The sequence below is a fragment of the Janthinobacterium tructae genome (assembly GCF_006517255.1).
In the GTDB taxonomy this organism is placed as follows: Bacteria; Pseudomonadota; Gammaproteobacteria; order Burkholderiales; family Burkholderiaceae_D; genus Janthinobacterium; species Janthinobacterium tructae.
This window is the reverse complement of sequence record NZ_CP041185.1, coordinates 956,931-973,457: the sequence shown is the minus strand read 5'-3', so window position 1 is coordinate 973,457 and position 16,527 is coordinate 956,931. Positions and strand designations below refer to the sequence as shown.

Sequence of the window (16,527 nt, the reverse complement as noted above, 5' to 3'; positions counted from 1 at the left end):
ATCCCGGCTGGCCGGTATCGGGCCGCCATGCCCATCAGACGTCAACCACGTCGGCCTCGGCGATTTCCACGTCCGAGATTTCTATTTCTTTCTGAAAAATCTCATTGGCACGCCGGCCTATATTCTGGGTCATCTGGTTGGTAATCCAGGCCATGAAAGCAGCGCCAATCACAGGCAACCATTTGCTGATAGAGGATTTCAAAGCCTGCTGCGTGACTTTCCCTGAAAGTAATGTAACGATCTTCTTGAATACTCTCAACGACGAGCGCCGTATCAGTACTTTCCCGCCATGCATTACCATCAAGCCTGCGACACCATTACTCATGGCACTTAATACTATTGCCGCGAGCAATTCCTTATTGATCTCGGCCGCCTTGCCATTGGCTGCGCCAATATCGTACACCATGGAAATTTGATTCCTGATCACCAAGGCAATTTCTGGCACCACGGCAACCATGCCCCACGGCCCGGGAATCAGACTGGAACCACCAGCAATGGCGGCATTTTCCATTGCACACTTCTTGATAATGTAATCCACATCCGTGCTCATGGCAGACTCAGCCGATGGCAGGGCTTTGCGTTTCGATTCGATCACGGACTCAAAGGCGCCATCAATGCTCGCCGCCAGCTTTTGCTGCATCGCCGCGTAGGCATCGGAAGAATCAAGTTTATCAGCGGCCCATTCCTTGCCTTCCGTAATTTTCCCCTGGACCTTGTCCAGAATTTCGGAATTATCCACTTTCTCCGATATCCATCCCTTGCCACCAGCAACCGCGCTTTGCATTTTTTCAGAAATGCCAGCATCCTGGATTTTCTTCGACAGCCAACTCTTCATGAATAGCGCCTTTAATTATATTCAAAAAATTTCCATGTGGAAATTATACCTTGTCTTTATAAATAAGAAACAAGTTAATTTGAATATTTGAATACTATTTAGAGATGTGGATTATTCAAAGATGGCAAGCGCGGCAAAAGCGCGGCAATATAGGGTGGGACGGAAAGTTGGCACCACCCGCCGTCAAAGGATGACGCTAGCTAGCGGACAATGACGGCGGGCCGCTCGGCCACGCTCCAATGCCCGGTCGGCGAGGCGGCCAGCGCGGCGGCCAGGTCGCGCCGCGACTGCGCCTTGTCGGCGGCTTCGCCGATGTGCGCCAGTTCGGCCGGCTGCAGCACGGTGGCGGTCAGCAGCATCACCTCGCCATAGGGCGTGTCGAAAGATGGGGGAAGCGTGGCTGTGCCCTGGACCAGCAGCACGCCCACCTGTTCGTTTTCGTCTTCCAGCCCTTCTGGCGCATGCTGCACGTCCAGCGCCATCGAGACGCTGCCGTGGCGCTGCAGCAGCAAGTCGATGGAGCCGTGGTCGGCCACGTTCTGGCTGACTTGATAAATCACGTCGAACAGCCACGATGCCTGCGCGGGAGCGCTGTCGAAGGCGGCCAGCGGCGCTTCGATGCACACTTCCAGCAGGTGGCCGCGCGGCACGAACACGTCGTCGTCATCTTCAAAAGGATCGCTCAAGCCGTCGCTGGCGATGATGATCGAATCGGCACGGCGGATCACGCGCCAGGCCTGGCGCAGCGATGGCCAGCGCGGGCCTCCCATGAAGGCGGGATTGACCAGCGGCACCAGCACGTCGGCATCTACGGTGCCCAGGCTGGCATAAAAGGCGTCGCGCGCGGCGCAGGCCGTGGCCAGCATCTGTGCGCCTGCGTCCTTGCCGACGACGGCGTCGTCAGGTTGCGGTACTTGGGGGATAACGTTTTCAGGCATGAGATTGGTCTTTGAATTAATCAGCGGGAGGGAAGTCATGATAATTGCGGGGCAGATAGCCCCAGATGCGCGCTACCCGCTCACGCACCTCGAAATCGAAGCCGATGCGTTCCAGTTCGGGCACGATCCACACCCCATGGTCGATGATTTTCTTTGGCAGCAGCATGGCCACGTGTTCTTCCGAGGTCAGGCCGATGTCGAACCATTCCACGCCCATGAAGGGGAACGGCGGGTGGTAGTCCCATTCCGTATCCCAGCGCGAGACGTAACCGGACACGGAACCGTAGCGGTACGACGGCACCCAGTCAGTCCGCCCGCGCATGAAGGCCAGCAGCTCGTTCCACTTGCAGTCGTTGGCGGCGCCGGCCAGGTTGCGCCGCGCGATGTGGCCGCGCAGCTTGCGCTTGATGTCGTCGCCGCCGGCGTCGGCCAGCGGCAGGCTGGCGTCCGCCACTATTTCGCCACCGGCTTGACCTTCGACGCGGCCAGCACGGCGCGCGCGCGGGCCGTGTCGATATCGTCGGCCGTGGCCAGGGCCACACCCATGCGGCGGCGGGCGAACGATTCCGGCTTGCCGAACAGGCGCAGGTCCGCGCCCGGCACGCTCAAGGCGTCGGCCACGCCTTCGAAGGCGATGCCTTTCGCTTCCAGTTGGCCGTAGATGACGGCCGAGGCGCCGGGCGAACGCAGCGCCACGTTGACGGGCAAGCCCAGGATGGCTTTCGCGTGCAGCTCGAATTCGCTCTGCACCTGGCTGGCCATGGTGACCATGCCCGTGTCGTGCGGACGCGGGCTCACTTCCGAGAACCACACCATGTCGTCCTTGACGAACAGCTCCACGCCGAACAGCCCCAGGCCGCCCAGGTTATCGGTCACCTTGCGCGCGATCTCGCGCGAACGCTCGAGGGCCAGCGGCGCCATGCGGGCCGGCTGCCACGATTCCACATAGTCGCCGTGCACCTGCAAGTGGCCGATCGGCTCGCAAAACTGCGTCTCGATCTGTCCCGACGCGCCGACAGCACGCACCGTCAGCAGGGTGATTTCATAATCGAAATCGATGAAGCCCTCGACGATCACGCGGCCCGTGTCGACCCGGCTGCCGCTGGCCGCATACGCCCACGCCGCGTCCACGTCAGCTGCGCCATCGAGCTTGGACTGGCCCTTGCCCGACGACGACATCACGGGTTTTACCACGCATGGAAAGCCGATTTCCTGGCACGCCAGCTGCAGCTCCTGCAGGCTGCTGGCGAAGCGGTATGGCGAGGTGGCCACGCCGAGCGTTTCGGCCGCTAGGGTACGGATGCCTTCGCGGTTCATCGTCAGCACGGCCGCGCGCGCGTTCGGGATGCAGGTGATCTGCCCGGCCGCTTCCAGCGCCGCCAGGGTCTCGGTGGCGATGGCTTCGATTTCCGGCACGATCAGATCCGGCTTTTCCAGGTCGATCAACGCGGCCAGGGCCACGCCGTCGCTCATGTCGATCACATGCGAGCGGTGCGCCACCGGGTGGCCCGGCGCGTTCGGATAGCGGTCGACGGCAATCACTTCCACGCCCAGGCGCTGCAGCGAAATGATCACTTCCTTGCCCAGTTCGCCGGAGCCCAGCAGCATGACTTTGATGGCGGTGGAAGACAGCGGTGTGCCGAAGGTACGTGGCGCGATAGTGCTGCTGGTGATGGTGCTAGTGGTCATGGCAGGATCTGTAGGCGGATGGAAAGATGGCTGGGACTATAACAAATGCCGGCCCTCTTGGACAGGGCGCGCCCGCTGGCGTGCGGCCGTCCCCCTGCGCCCAGCGGGCCGCACTAACCGGCGTACGCCCGCTTGATCTCGTCAATGTCGATTTTCTTCATGCCCATCATGGCTTTCATCACGCGCCCGGCCTTGACGGGGTCGGGGTCCGTCAGCAGGCGCATCATGAGGGTGGGCACGATTTGCCAGGACACGCCGAACTGGTCCTTGAGCCAGCTGCACTGCTGCGCTTCCGGGGGACCGCCCTGAGACAGCTGCTTCCAGTAGTGGTCGACCTCGTCCTGGGTTTCACAATTGACCTGAAACGAGATCGCCTCGGAAAACTGGAACAAAGGGCCGCCATTCAAACCCGTGAAAGTCTGGCCATCGAGTTCGAAGGCCACCGTCAGCACGCTGCCCGGCTCCTGGCCGTGGATTTCCTTGCCCTCCTCGCCATAGCGCAGGATCTGGCCGATCCTGGAATTGGGAAAAATTTCCGTATAAAACCGGGCCGCCGCCTCGGCGTTGCCGTTGAACCATAAACATGGGGTAATCTTTTGTACGCTATGCATGATGTCTCCCTAGTCCGAAACAGGAATGCCTTCCCGCGCGGGAAGGACAGCCACCAATATAGTCACTATTGCGCGGCCATGGCGCGCAATGCGGCCAAGGCGCGGGCATCAGCCGCCAAAATTACGATCCTGCAACTGCTCCACCAGGAAATCAATAAACACGCGCAAGCGCGGCGGCAGGTGGCGGCTGGCCGGCCACAGCAGCCAGAATGCCGTATGCGCCTGCGTATGCTCGTCCAGCAGCGAGACCAGTTGCCCGGCCGCCAGCTCGCGCTGCACGGCAAAAGCAGGCAGATAGGCGATGCCCTGTCCCTGCACGGCCAGGAAGACGCGCATTTCCACGCTGTTGCAGACCATACCGGGCGCCGGCTGGACAGCCTCGTCCAGCAAGGGCCACTGTTCCAGGCGGCCCGTAGCGGGAAAACGGTAATCCAGGCGCGCGTGGCGCAGCAGCGCGGCGCCATCGACGGGCCGGCCATGGCGCGCCAGATAGGCGGGCGACGCCACCAGCAGGCGGCGGAATGTGCACAGTTTGCGCCGCATCAAGCCTGAGTCGGCCAATTCGCCCGTGCGCACGGCCGCGTCAAAGCCATCGCTGACGATATTGACCATGGCGTCGGAGAAATCCAAGTCGAGTTCGATGGTGGGATAGGCTTGCATGAAGGCGCCGATGGCCGGCTCGAACAGGCCGCTGTAGCGCGGCAGGCTGATGCGCAGGCGGCCGCTGGGCCCGCTGCTGGCCTCGCTCAATTCCCGCTCGGCCGCTGCCACCTCCGCAAGGATGCGCTTGCAGCGCTGCAGGAATTTTTCTCCTTCCGCCGTCAGCGCCAGATGCCGCGTGCTGCGCTGGAACAGGCGCCGCCCAGTCGCACTTCCATGCGCGCCACGCTCTTGCCCACGGCCGACGATGACAGGCCCAGCAGCCGGCCCGTGGCTGAAAAACTGCCGCTGTCGGCCACCTGCACGAACATGGCGATGCCACCCAAGCTATCCATCCGCGCTCCATTCACGACATTTTTGTCCGATATGTTCGTCAGTTTAGCCCATTTTTCTTCAATGACGGGCGCGCCATACTCGCCGCTCCTTCTTTCCGAGCCGATCCCATGCCCTCTTCCTCACCACTGTCACTCCCCCTGCAAGTACTGGCCGCCTGCCTGACAGGCTTGCTGATACCCCTGTGTTTTACGGGCCCCGCCGTGGCGCTGCCCGCCCTCGGCGCCGAACTGCACGGCAGCGCCGCCGCGCTGAACTGGGTCATCAATGCGTATATCCTCAGCTACGGCAGCGCCATGATGGTGGCGGGCAGCCTGACGGACGTGCTGGGACGGCGCCGCGTCTGGCTGGCGGGGCTGGCGCTGTTTTGCGTGGCGACCCTGGCCATTGCCCACGCGCCCTCCGTGGCATGGATCGCCGCGCTGCGCTTCGTGCAGGGCCTCGGTGGCGCGGCCGCATTCGCCGCCGCCATGTCGTCGCTGGCGCCGCTGTTCCACGGCGCGGCGCGCAGCCGCGTGATGAGCGTGCTGGGCACGACGTTCGGCCTGGGCCTGGCCTTCGGTCCGCTGGCGGCCGGCGCCATGCTGGCGCTGGCCCGCTGGCCCGCCATTTTTTACGCCACGGCCGCGCTGGGCGCCATCGGCATGCTGCTGGTCTGGGGCAGCGTGCCGGCCGATCCGCCGCGCGGCAATAGCCGGCTGGACTGGCTTGGCGCCCTCAGCTTCAGCGCCGCGCTGGCCCTGTTGACCCTGGGCATGCTGCTGGTGCCCGAAAACGGCTGGCGCAGCGGGGCCGTGCTGCTGTCCGTCGCCGCGTCCATGCTGCTGTTCCTCGCCTTTGGCGCGATCGAGCGCCGGACGGCGCAGCCCCTGCTCGATTTATCGCTGTTCCGCCAGCGCCGCTTTATCGCGGTGCAAGTGCTGGCCGCCTCGCCCGCCTTCCTGTTCATCGTGCTGATCGTCATGCTGCCGGGGCGCTTCATCGGCATCGACAGCATGTCCGCGCTGGCGGCGGGCCGTTTGATGATCGCCCTGGCCGCGCCGCTGCTGCTCGTGCCCATGCTGGCGGCGCTGCTGTTGCGCTGGGTCAAGGCCGGCAGCGTGTGCGCGGCGGGTTTGCTGCTGGCAGCGGCGGGCCTGGCCTGGCTGGCGCAGGTGCTCGGTGGCGGTGACGCTGGCACTTTGGCCGGCCCCCTGCTGCTGATCGGCGCGGGCATCGGCTTGCCGTGGGGCTTGATGGATGGCATGGCCCTGAACGTGGTGGAAACAGAGCGGGCCGGCATGGCGACGGGCATCTTCAATACGGTGCGCATCAGCGCCGATGGGCTGGCGCTGGCCCTGGCGGGTGCCATGCTGGCCGGCCTGATCGGCACAGGCCTGGCGCGCCAGCTGCCCGCCGGTCTGCCCGTGCTGGCGGCCGCCAGCCGCGCCGCGCTCGGCGATATCGCGCAAGCGACACAGCTGCTGGGCGGCCACGAAACGCTGCTGCGCGCCAGTTATGACGCCGCTTTCCGCCTGCTACTGAACGGCCTGGCTTGGCTGGCCGTGGCGCTGGCGGCGCTGGTGCCGTATTTGCTCAGGAATAAAGAAGGCGTCTATGTATCCAGGCCGTAGAAAACAGCAACAAGGACGGCGATGTTATTGCAGGCGCGGGAAAATGTCGTTGTCGCATAGGCAACAGCCACGCCGGGAGCACGGTAGCGCAGGTAGACAAAGCTGAACATGGCGCCCGAGCCCAGCGCGACGATGGCGTGCAGCAAGCCGCCGCTGATGAAATGCACGATGGCCCACAGGAGGGCGCCGATGAAAATGCTCAGCTGGCGGCTGGCGCCCAGGCGCTTGAGGATTTCCAGCGGCAGCAGCTGGCCGAGGAAGGTTTCCAGGATGGGAGAATAGATGACGACCCAGAACACCAGCAGGGGCAGCGACATTTCGTGCTTGAACTTGGCCAGGCCCGTGTGCGCGCCCCAGTAGGCGGGCGGCAGCAGCCATTTGGTGAGGAACAGGATGGCAAAGCACAGCATGCAGGTGAGCAAGCCCCAACCGAGGCCGGCAAGGGCCAGTCGCAGCACGGGCGGCGCCGCTTGCTCGTCGTCCGGGCTGGATAGATCGTGGCTGCTGCGCACTTGCATGAGAAGTCCTGGCGGTGATCCAGCTCTCATTGTAGCGCGGAACATGCCTGTTGGCGCGCCGCGCTGCTGCAAGATCGGCCTCAGGCCGCCAGGCGCAGAGGACCGCTGGCCGGCTGGGCCAGTTTGAAAATCCCCACTTCCTGTTCCAGCTGCGCCGCCTGCTGCTGCAGTTCGTGCGCGGCGGCGGCCGCCTGTTCCACCAGGGCCGCGTTTTGCTGGGTCACGCGGTCCATGTCGACGATGGCGCGGTTGACTTGCTCGATGCCGGCGCCCTGCTCCTGCGTGGCGTGGCTGATCTCGGCCATGATGCCCGTCACCCTGCCGATGCCGGCCACCACCTCATGCATGGTGGCGCCCGCCTGCTCGACGAGCAGCGTGCCCGTGCCCACCTTGCTGACGGAATCGTCGATCAGGGTCTTGATTTCGCGCGCGGCGGCGGCGGAACGCTGTGCCAGGCTGCGCACCTCGGTGGCGACCACGGCAAAGCCGCGCCCCTGCTCACCGGCGCGCGCCGCCTCCACGGCCGCGTTCAAGGCCAGGATGTTGGTCTGGAAGGCGATGCTGTCGATCACGCCGATGATGTCGACGATCTTGTTCGACGAGGCATTGATCAGGCCCATGGTATGCACCACTTCGGCTACGGCCTTGCCGCCCTGCTCCGACACCTTCGACGCTTCACGCGCCAAATGATTCGCCTGCTGCGCGTTGTCCGCATTCTGGCGCACGGTGGAGATCAGTTCTTCCATCGACGAGGCCACTTCTTCCAGCGAACCGGCCTGCTGCTCCGTGCGTTGCGACAGGTCGCGGTTGCCCGAAGCGATCTCGGTAGAGGCCGTGGCGATGCTTTCCGTACCGAGGCGCACCTTGCCGACGATGGCAGCCAGGTTATCGCGCATGGTTTTGATGGCGAACAATAAACTGCTGTCGTCGCCATCGCGCGTGTGCACGTCGATGGCCAGTTCACCGAGCGCGATGCGGCCGGCAATCGAGGCCGCATACGCGGGTTCGCCGCCCAGCTGGCCCAGCAATCCCCGCGTGATGACGGTGGCGACCGCAATGCAAATGAGCACGCTGAGCGCGGCCAGCACGCCGATCCAGCGCAGCGACTGGCCGTAGATGGCGCGCGCGGCCACGCTGGCCTGCTCCGATTCGCGCTGCACGTTTTTCAGGACAGCATCGATGTCGGCGACGATCTGGCGCCGCAACGGGCTGCACTCGTCGACGAGGAAGGTGCCGTACTGCTCCATCTGCCCCGTGGCACGGAACTGGCGCGGACGCTGCAGTTCCTGCGCCATGGTTTTCAGGCCCGTGCTGACTTTCTCGAACTGGGCATCGCCGGCAAACTTTGGCGCCAGCCGGGCCAGCGCTTCCAGGTACAGCGCCTTCTGGCTGTCGAGGATGGCCAGCTCTTTTTCAGCGGCGGCCTGGTCGTGGAAGATATACGCGTTGCGGGCGGCCATGCCGGTCTGATCGAGCGCTTCGCGCGCCACGTACAGCGGGTCGAGTTTTTCCAGTTGAACTTTTTCTTGCGCATCCATGGCGCCGGAGATGGCACCCATGCGCAGCAGCGCGAAGGCGGCCAGCACCAGCATGAGTACCACCAGCAGCCCGAAGCCTGCGCTCAGGCGCGCGCCTATCGTCAAACGATTGAATGACATCATTATTGTTATTGCCCTGTAATAAAGTTGATTGTTGCCGGTCATCTAAAAACCAGCGATCTGCTCACCGTCACTTGCCGATATTGCATAGAGAGCAATATCAGTATCCAACTGGCGTTTTTTGGGCAGTCAGCTTCTATTTCGGGCAATGTGAATGCGCGCGGAAAAACTCCCACACAGGCACAACAGCACACTGAATTATAAGCGAACAGCGTTGTGGATGATTCCACGCGTTCACTTTTAATGCTTTGATGCAAGTCAAGGAGCGTCGATGACGGCCATGGTGATGCGCGAAATGCAGCACAGTTTTCCGCCGTCATCGACGATGCGAATTTCCCAGACCTGGCTGCTGCGGCCCCGGTGTATCGGCGTGGCGCGCCCCGTCACGAGGCCGCCGCGCACGCCACGCACGTGGTTGGCGTTGATTTCCTGCCCCACGCTGACATGCCGGCGATTATCGAGGCAGGCATTCGCGGCCATGCTGCCCAAGGTTTCGGCCAGCAAGACGGAAGCGCCGCCATGCAGCAGCTTGAACGGCTGCATGGTGCGGCGGTCGACGGGCATGGTCGCCTCGATCCAGTCGGGGCCGAAGGCCGTGAATTCGATGCCCAGGTGGCGCATGGCCGTGCCCTCGCTGGCGGCGTTGAGCGTGGCCAGGTCGAGCGGTGCGTGCCAGATTTCCATGATTACCTCGGATATGTGTAGAGAAAAAACCATTGTAGGGCAGCCGGCGCGCACGCGCTGCTTCATCCTTCCTTCACCGTGGCACGGGGTGGCGAAGGCATTAACTGGTTATAATTGCCCCATTCTTTCAAAACGAGGTTGTGTATGAAGTGGGCCTTGCTGGGCATTTTTGTGTTTTCTGTTTTACATATTCATTTTCGTGGCAAGGTACGCCTGCCGTTTCGCCGCCAGATCTTCGATCACTCCTCGTTCATGGCGCCGCTGAACCTGTTCATGCACACCTTTTCCAAGGTACCGGCCACGCCATATCTTTCCGTCGATCAATTTCCGGAACTGGCGCCGCTGCAGCAGAACTGGCAAATCATCCGTGATGAAGCGCTGCGCATGCAGGAAATGAAAAAGATCAAGGCGGCGGAAAAGAACAATGACGTGGGCTTCAACTCCTTCTTCAAATATGGCTGGAAGCGTTTCTACCTGAAATGGTATGACGCGAATCACCCCTCGGCACAGCAGATGTGTCCGCAAACCTATGCGCTGCTGCAATCGATTCCCTCGATCAAGGCGGCCATGTTCGCGGAACTGCCGCAAGGCGGCAAGCTCAACCCCCACCGCGACCCGTTCGCCGGTTCCCTGCGCTACCACCTGGGCTTGCAGACGCCGAACGACGACCGCTGCTTCATCGACGTCGATGGCGAACGCCACAGCTGGCGCGACGGCCAGGCCGTGATGTTCGATGAAACGTATATCCACTGGGCCCGCAACGATGCGGACAGCGACCGCATCATCCTGTTCTGCGACATCGAGCGCCCGATGCGCTACCGTTGGGCGCAAGGACTGAACCGCTGGCTGGGGCGCACCCTGATGACGGCCGCCGCCTCGCCCAACGAACTGGGCGACCAGGTGGGTGGCGTGAGCAAACTGTTCCAGATTTCCTGGACCATGGGCCAGTACCGCCGCCGCTTCAAGGCGTGGAACAAGACAGCCTACCAGCTCACCCGCGTGGTCCTGGTGGTGGGCGTCATCGCGCTGATCTACTTTATCTAGCAACCGGCCTTGCCTGTTTGATCAAACCGCCTTCGGGCGGTTTTTTTATAGTGCAATGCCACTGACCAGGAGAATTTTAGAAAATGACCGAACGCGACCGCCAGTACGATATCCAGATCGGCGACGACGCCTGGATCGAATTCATCGATCTTGACGGCCGCTATGCCCAGGCGATCGACATCGATGCCTTGCTCGATGGGCTGTGGCCGCTGATCTGCCGCCTGGAAACGCATTGCGTGGCCGGCTGCTGCGGCATGGATGCCTACGACTTCACGCGCGAAGGTGTCGCTACGGCGCTGCTGGAACTGGATCGCGCACAACTACATGCCGCCTGCATGGCAGCCAAGGAGGCCGTGACGGCCGCTGCCAGCGATGTATTGACGAGTGCCACGATGAATCACTTTGCCGATAAACGCGTGTTCCTGCAATTGCTCGAGCATCTGGACGAGTGCATCACCGCGCAGGATTGCGCGGGGGCTTGACCTTGCCAAGGCGGGAAGGTCCAAGCTAACGGTATTCAAGGAACTCAAGGAGAATCCCGCATGCCCACCATCACCGTCCTGCCCCATCCCGAGCTGGCCCCCGAGGGCGCCGTGTTCGACGCGCCCGAGAAAATGAGTATTTGCGACGCTTTGCTGCTCAACAAGATTGACATGGAACATGCCTGCGGTCAGGTGGGCGCCTGCTCCACCTGCCACGTGGTCGTGCTGCAGGGTTTCGAGTCGCTCAATGAATTGGGCGACAATGAAGAAGACATGCTCGACCAGGCCTGGGGCTTGCAGCCCCACTCGCGCCTGTCGTGCCAGGCGCGCCTGGCGCAGGAAGACCTGACGGTGGAGCTGCCCAGGTACACCCTCAACCACGCCAAGGAATAGTCCCTGGCGTGGCGGCCGGCTTATCTGACCATGCTTACCACATGATCACGCGCTGCTCGGGTGGCAGATACATCGGGTCGCCCGGCTTGATGCCGAACGCTTCGTAAAAGCCGGGCTGGTTTTTCACCGTGCCCTTGGCGCGAAATTCGCCCGGCGAATGGGGGTCGCTCTTGATCTGGGCGATGGCCGCTTCCGGACGCAGTTTGGCGCGCCACTTCTGTGCAAAGCCGATGTACAGCCGCTGTTCGCCCGTCAAGCCATCGATGACGGGCGACGGCTTGCCGTTCAAGGAACGCTGGTAGGCCTTGTAGGTGATCGACAGACCGGAATTGTCGCCGATGTTTTCACCCAGGGTCAGCTCGCCATTGATATGGTAGCCAGGCACGGGGCTGTAGGCACCGTATTGCTTGACCAGCCCGGCGGCCAGCGCCTTGAAGGCCGTGCGGTCTTGCGCCGTCCACCAGTTGCGCAGACGGCCCTTGGCATCATATTGGCTGCCGGAATCGTCGAAGGCATGGCTGATTTCATGGCCGAAGGTAATGCCCAGCAAGCCATAATTGACGGCATCTTCCGCTTTCACGTTGAAAAACGGCGGCTGCAAAATCGCGGCCGGGATCGTGATGGCATTCAGGGCCGGGCTGTAGCTGGCGTTGACGGTTTGCGGCGTCATCGACCATTCGTCGCGATCCACAGGCTTGCCCAGCTTGCCCAGGTTTTGCTGGCGGCTCCATGCGCGCGCGGCGCGCACGTTGGCGATCAGATCGTTCGGCCGCGTCTGCATGCTGCTGTAGTCGCGCCAGGTATCCGGGTAGGCGATCTTCGGCTTCAGCGCTGCCAGCTTGAGCTGGGCTTCCTTCTTGGTTTCCGGGCCCATCCAGTCGAGTTGCTCGATGCCATCCTTGAACGAGGCGACGAAATTGTCGAACATGGCCATCACGCGTGGCTTCGTTTCCGGCGGCAGATACATTTGCACGTAGCGCTTGCCGACGGCGTCGCTGATGGCGCCATCCGTGAAGCGCAGCGCCAGTTGCCACTGCGGTTCGCTTTGCGGCACGCCGCGCAGCACCGTGCCGTCGAAAGCGAAGCGCTCCTTGACGGTGGCGCTGTCCAGGTAAGACGCATAGCTTTCGATGATGCGCCAGTTCAGGTAGCTCTTCCAAGATGCCAGCGGCACGGCGGCCACGGTCTCGGAAAACCCTGTCATGAAGCTGGGCTGGCGCACCACGGCCGAAGAGGCTTTCGGCGCCAGGCCGGCGGCGGTAAAGTAAGCGTTCCAGTCGAAGGCCGGCGCCAGTGCCGTAAATTTGTCGAAGTCGACGCGGTTGTACGATTTGACGGGGTCGCGCATCTGCACGCGCGTCCACTGCACTGCCGCCAAACGCGTTTCGATGTCGAGAATTTGCGCCGCGTGGTCGGCAGCGGCCTTGTCGCCGCTCATGGCCAGCATGGTTTCGATATGCTTGAGGTACTTGGCGCGCACGGCTTGCAGCTTGGCGTCGTCCTCCTTCAGGTAATAATCGCGGTCAGGCAAGCCCAGGCCGGACTGGCTGATGTTGACCGTGTACCGCTCGGGGTCTTGCGCGTCGGGCGCCACATAGGCGGAAAACGGCGTGGCGACACCATTGCCCTGCAGGTAGGCGAACAGCGCCGGCAAGTCTTTCTTGTCCTTGACGGCGGCGACGCGGGCCAGTTCGGCGTGCAGGGGCTTGAAGCCGGCAGCATTGCGCGCCTTGTCATTCATGAAGCTCGTGTACAGGTCGGCGATCTTGTGCGCTTCGCTGCCGGGCTTGCCGGGGTTCTTGACGGTAGCATCGATCAGGCCGCGCAGCTGGCCTTGCGCGATTTCACGCAGTTCGATATACGTGCCCCAGACGGATTTGTCGGCCGGGATATCCGTATTGCGGGTCCAGACGCCGTTGACGTAGCCATAGAAATCATCGCGGGGGCTCACTGCCGGGTCCAGGGTTTTCAGGTCGATGCCGGAGACTAACGCGGTAGCGTTGGTGGCTTGGGCGTACAGCGATGGCGAAGATAAGGCGAGCAAGGCGCAGCAGGCGGCGCTGATGAGTGAACGTTTCACGAAGATTCCTTTAATTGTTTTAACTTCATGTTGGGGAACATGCTGTGTCCAGGCATGGGAGGCCGAATTATAGTCGGCCTGCCAGTGGGCAACAATGACAGTTGAACAATCCCAGGGATTAGCGGATCAGCAGATCGAACAGGTCCAGGTCTTTTTTATCCTGATTTTTCAGCATGTCTGCAAGCGAACCCGGCGTTGGCCCGCCATTGCCGGCCGCGTGATTGAAATAATTGAAATCGAGCTTGATCTTGTCTTCCAGGTCGCTCGCATAATTGGCCGGATATTGCGACTGCTCCAGCTGCGGCAATGTATTGAAATGCGCGAGCACCGACTTGAAGAAACTGGTCATCTTGCCGGTGGTATTGTATTCCTGCATGGCTTGCGCCACGACCTGGGTGCGCCAGGCTTGTTCTTCATCATAGGCCTGCGTAAAGGCGGCGCGCCGCTCGTTGATGGTGAATGTGCCGCTGTCATCGTTCGAAATGGCAGACAATTGCTCGCGCGACAAGCCCGCAAACGGATTGGGGCCCTTCCTGTCGACAAACGCTGTGGCGGCAGCAGCCGACTTTGCGGCTGCCGCGTCATTCGGTTGCGGCACCTGACTGGCGGCGGCCGCCTTGTGTTCGGCGTCCAGCGGATACAGGATGTCGGTGGTATTGTCATTCACCCAGGCACCCAGCGCCGCATGATCGTAGCCCCGGATGGTGGCGCTGGTGGCCGTCGAGGCCGCCGACAAACGCCCGGCCAGGGTCGAAATCACGACCTCGTCGGCCACGGCGCCGACGGTGGTTGGCGCCTGCGTGGCCGGTGCCTTATCCGATGACGTTTTATTGCCTTCTGAGCCAGACAGCGTCCCAGACCGGATTCCCGCAGTGCTGATATTCATCATCGCCCGCCCCAAATCAGTAAATGTTACTATATAAGTAAATATTACTATAGCACAATAAATGCTCAAGCCTGAGCAAGGGAATGGAGCAGCTTGATGCAGGAATGCAGATTCAATATTTTCGGCACGCTGATTGCCGTCCGGGGAAATCCGGGAGCATGGCGCGCATTCTATCTCGGTGCGGAAGGCAAACGCCGCCCCGCCGATTTCATTATTCCGGACGATATTGAAGCCGATGCGCTGTGCGAATACCTGGCGGACCTGTTCCATGAAGAGGCGACGCCGCGCAACAACACGGCCACGCAAATCAGCTCGCCCGCGTTCGAGGCCTAGGGCTTACTTAGCCTACTTCACCGGCTCAAACGTCACCGTCAAGCCATTGCCTGTCGTCCTGATTTGCGTGGGCACGAATTGCACGCCCGCATAGCGCAATTCGTCAGGCTTGAAGGTGTAGATCGGCGTTTCATGCATGAGCTGGTCGGCCACCAGGCTGGCCACCTTGGCGAACTGGCGCTGCTGCGACTCGTCCATGCCGTCAATGCTGACCTTGTCCACGCTCGCTTCGCTCAGGTAGACGGCATTGCGCCGGGCGTCGAGCACCAGCCGGCCCGACATGGCCAGGCTGCCGCGCCAGCTCTGGCGTATGAACGGCGGCAGGACGCTGGCATCGACGCTGAGGGCGACTCTTTCACGCTCGGGCTGCAAGGACAGTTGCGGATGCGTCAGCTTGACGTCCAGCACGGACAGCACACGCTTGTCGATGGGAAAGCGGCGCTCCAGGCCTTGCTGCATCTTGCTCAGCGACACATTCACGTCGCGTGGACCGATCAGGGTGGAACACGAGGCCAGCATGGCGCACGCAAAAGCGGCGATGGCGGCGGTTTTCAGCAAGGGACGGATGGCGGTCACAGTCATGGATAGTCTCGGTGGAAAGATGGCGCCATCTTACACATGCGCCTGCTTCAACACAAACGGCGCCCGGCTTGCGGCGGGCGCCGTTTTTTTACGTCAACATCATATTAATGCACGAACAGGGCGATCAGTATGACGATGGGCAATGGGATGCCCAGCAGCAGCAAGAGGATGGAACGCATGGCAGTCTCCTAGATTGAAATGGATGATTTAAATGGTCACGTGGCGCAGCACGCGCTCATGGTCGCGCTGGCGGCCGCCAAACGTTGCCGCCAGGCTGGCGACGAAAGCACCGAGCAGCAAGGCGACGAACATCCACAATGCCGTGTGGGCACCGGCCTTGCGGGCCGTGTCGGCCGCCTGCTGTGCTTTCGCCTTGGCATCTGCGGCGGCCTTGGTGGCGCGGGCGTAGACGGCGTCGACGCGCGCTTCCGCTTCAGCTTGCGTCAAGCCCGTGCGGCTGGCCACGACCTGGCCCAGGTAGGCGCGGTCATCGGCGGCCAGGCTGCCCGTGGACAGGCTTGTTGCGAAGATCTTGCCGATTTCCACGCGCTGGTCGGCAACAGTACCACCCGCCTCGCCCGTACCAGCCGCTGGTGCGGCGCGCAGCAGCATGTCCGAGAAATAATCGAGCGGATTGGCGCTGCCGCCACCCTCGCCGGCCTTCGCACCGGCCGCACCGGCCCCAGCCGCTGCGGCCGGTGCCACTGCCGCCGCCACGCCGCTGCCAGCATCGATGGCGCCGCTGAGCACGGCGCGCGTGCCGCCGGCCAGCACGGCCACGGTGAGCAAGGTGGCCACGGCCCAGGCCAGCAAGCCATGCGCCGTATCGCGGAAATGCACCTCATCCGTGTGGATGGAACTCCATTTCACGCGCAGACGGCCCGCCAGGTAGCCGCCGATGCCGGACGCGGCCAGCTGCATGAAGGCCAGCCAGGCGATGGTCGACACGCCGATGGCCGTGGCGTTGAACGACCATGGCGACACGGACGACAGGCCCAGGCCCACGCCGAGGATCAGCAGGATGAAGGACAAGGCGGCGGCCGCGGCGGCGCCCGCCAGCACGGCGCCCCAGGACACGCCAGGATTGTTCAGGTCCGACGCGGACAGTTGTGTAGCTTGCATGGAATTCTCCCTGTTGACTTGATTAAGTTGCTGGGGGAAGCATGCCGCGCCGGCGCCGCCACGTAT

General features: G+C 62.5%; 17 protein-coding genes and 1 pseudogene. 5 read left to right on the top strand and 13 right to left on the bottom strand.

Annotated elements, in window-relative coordinates:
* Nucleotides 1-34: 34 nt before the first annotated feature.
* The 6 genes and pseudogenes from FJQ89_RS04225 to FJQ89_RS04200 form a co-directional block, all read right to left on the bottom strand.
* A complete protein-coding gene (locus FJQ89_RS04225) occupies nt 35-835 on the bottom strand; it encodes a hypothetical protein (protein WP_141169176.1) in 801 nt (266 codons plus the stop codon).
* Nucleotides 836-1,035: 200 nt separating this feature from the next.
* On the bottom strand, nt 1,036-1,773 hold the full coding sequence (locus FJQ89_RS04220; protein ID WP_141169175.1) for a hypothetical protein: 738 nt from the start codon (nt 1,771-1,773) through the stop codon (nt 1,036-1,038).
* Nucleotides 1,774-1,789: 16 nt separating this feature from the next.
* Complete coding sequence (locus FJQ89_RS04215; protein WP_243136409.1) at nt 1,790-2,227, bottom strand: DUF6678 family protein; 438 nt, start codon at nt 2,225-2,227, stop codon at nt 1,790-1,792.
* The gene (gene purT, locus FJQ89_RS04210; RefSeq protein ID WP_141169174.1) at nt 2,227-3,462 is read right to left on the bottom strand and encodes a formate-dependent phosphoribosylglycinamide formyltransferase; all 1,236 of its coding nucleotides are present in this window, start codon (nt 3,460-3,462) and stop codon (nt 2,227-2,229) included. Before purT ends, FJQ89_RS04215 begins: the two co-directional genes overlap by 1 nt.
* A 113-nt stretch (nt 3,463-3,575) precedes the next feature.
* Nucleotides 3,576-4,073: a VOC family protein gene (locus tag FJQ89_RS04205; protein ID WP_141169173.1), complete on the bottom strand. Its 498-nt coding sequence runs from the start codon at nt 4,071-4,073 to the stop codon at nt 3,576-3,578.
* A 108-nt stretch (nt 4,074-4,181) separates the two neighbouring features.
* A pseudogene (locus FJQ89_RS04200) lies at nt 4,182-5,068 on the bottom strand (LysR family transcriptional regulator).
* 108 nt (nt 5,069-5,176) lie between these two features.
* Here FJQ89_RS04200 and FJQ89_RS04195 point away from each other — a divergent pair.
* Nucleotides 5,177-6,679, top strand: a complete 1,503-nt coding sequence (locus tag FJQ89_RS04195) for an MFS transporter (RefSeq protein ID WP_141169172.1) — start codon at nt 5,177-5,179, stop codon at nt 6,677-6,679.
* Here the strand turns inward: FJQ89_RS04195 and FJQ89_RS04190 are convergent.
* The 3 genes from FJQ89_RS04190 to FJQ89_RS04180 form a co-directional block, all read right to left on the bottom strand.
* Entirely contained in the window at nt 6,661-7,197 is a 537-nt protein-coding gene (locus tag FJQ89_RS04190; protein ID WP_168208364.1) for a CPBP family intramembrane metalloprotease, read from the bottom strand. The genes FJQ89_RS04195 and FJQ89_RS04190 overlap by 19 nt on opposite strands.
* Before the next feature lie 80 nt (nt 7,198-7,277).
* Nucleotides 7,278-8,858: a methyl-accepting chemotaxis protein gene (locus FJQ89_RS04185; protein ID WP_141169170.1), complete on the bottom strand. Its 1,581-nt coding sequence runs from the start codon at nt 8,856-8,858 to the stop codon at nt 7,278-7,280.
* A gap of 255 nt (nt 8,859-9,113) precedes the next feature.
* The gene (locus tag FJQ89_RS04180) at nt 9,114-9,539 is read right to left on the bottom strand and encodes a hotdog fold thioesterase (protein ID WP_141169169.1); all 426 of its coding nucleotides are present in this window, start codon (nt 9,537-9,539) and stop codon (nt 9,114-9,116) included.
* A 144-nt stretch (nt 9,540-9,683) separates the two neighbouring features.
* Between FJQ89_RS04180 and lpxO the strand changes: the two genes are divergently transcribed.
* The 3 genes from lpxO (at nt 9,684) to fdx (ending at nt 11,458) form a co-directional block, all read left to right on the top strand.
* Complete coding sequence (gene lpxO / locus FJQ89_RS04175) at nt 9,684-10,583, top strand: lipid A hydroxylase LpxO (protein WP_141169168.1); 900 nt, start codon at nt 9,684-9,686, stop codon at nt 10,581-10,583.
* 83 nt (nt 10,584-10,666) lie between these two features.
* Nucleotides 10,667-11,065 carry a DUF6331 family protein gene (locus tag FJQ89_RS04170; RefSeq protein ID WP_141169167.1) on the top strand — a complete coding sequence of 133 codons (399 nt, stop codon included), beginning with the start codon at nt 10,667-10,669 and terminating at the stop codon, nt 11,063-11,065.
* A 60-nt stretch (nt 11,066-11,125) separates the two neighbouring features.
* Nucleotides 11,126-11,458, top strand: coding sequence for an ISC system 2Fe-2S type ferredoxin (gene fdx / locus FJQ89_RS04165; protein ID WP_141169166.1), 333 nt, complete (start codon nt 11,126-11,128; stop codon nt 11,456-11,458).
* Nucleotides 11,459-11,492: 34 nt separating this feature from the next.
* On the opposite strand, the gene FJQ89_RS04160 is transcribed toward fdx, so the two are convergent.
* Together FJQ89_RS04160 and FJQ89_RS04155 are read right to left on the bottom strand one after the other, a co-directional pair.
* Nucleotides 11,493-13,538 carry a M13 family metallopeptidase gene (locus FJQ89_RS04160; protein WP_141169165.1) on the bottom strand — a complete coding sequence of 682 codons (2,046 nt, stop codon included), beginning with the start codon at nt 13,536-13,538 and terminating at the stop codon, nt 11,493-11,495.
* A 118-nt stretch (nt 13,539-13,656) separates the two neighbouring features.
* A complete protein-coding gene (locus tag FJQ89_RS04155; RefSeq protein WP_141169164.1) occupies nt 13,657-14,298 on the bottom strand; it encodes a hypothetical protein in 642 nt (213 codons plus the stop codon).
* A gap of 222 nt (nt 14,299-14,520) precedes the next feature.
* Here FJQ89_RS04155 and FJQ89_RS04150 point away from each other — a divergent pair, with 222 nt between their 5' ends.
* Nucleotides 14,521-14,757 carry a DUF7661 family protein gene (locus FJQ89_RS04150; protein ID WP_141172618.1) on the top strand — a complete coding sequence of 79 codons (237 nt, stop codon included), beginning with the start codon at nt 14,521-14,523 and terminating at the stop codon, nt 14,755-14,757.
* Nucleotides 14,758-14,769: 12 nt separating this feature from the next.
* Here the strand turns inward: FJQ89_RS04150 and FJQ89_RS04145 are convergent, their stop codons facing one another.
* Together FJQ89_RS04145 and FJQ89_RS04140 are read right to left on the bottom strand one after the other, a co-directional pair.
* Nucleotides 14,770-15,339, bottom strand: coding sequence for a DUF1439 domain-containing protein (locus tag FJQ89_RS04145; RefSeq protein ID WP_141169163.1), 570 nt, complete (start codon nt 15,337-15,339; stop codon nt 14,770-14,772).
* 207 nt (nt 15,340-15,546) lie between these two features.
* On the bottom strand, nt 15,547-16,461 hold the full coding sequence (locus tag FJQ89_RS04140; RefSeq protein WP_141169162.1) for a hypothetical protein: 915 nt from the start codon (nt 16,459-16,461) through the stop codon (nt 15,547-15,549).
* Nucleotides 16,462-16,527: the final 66 nt, after the last annotated feature.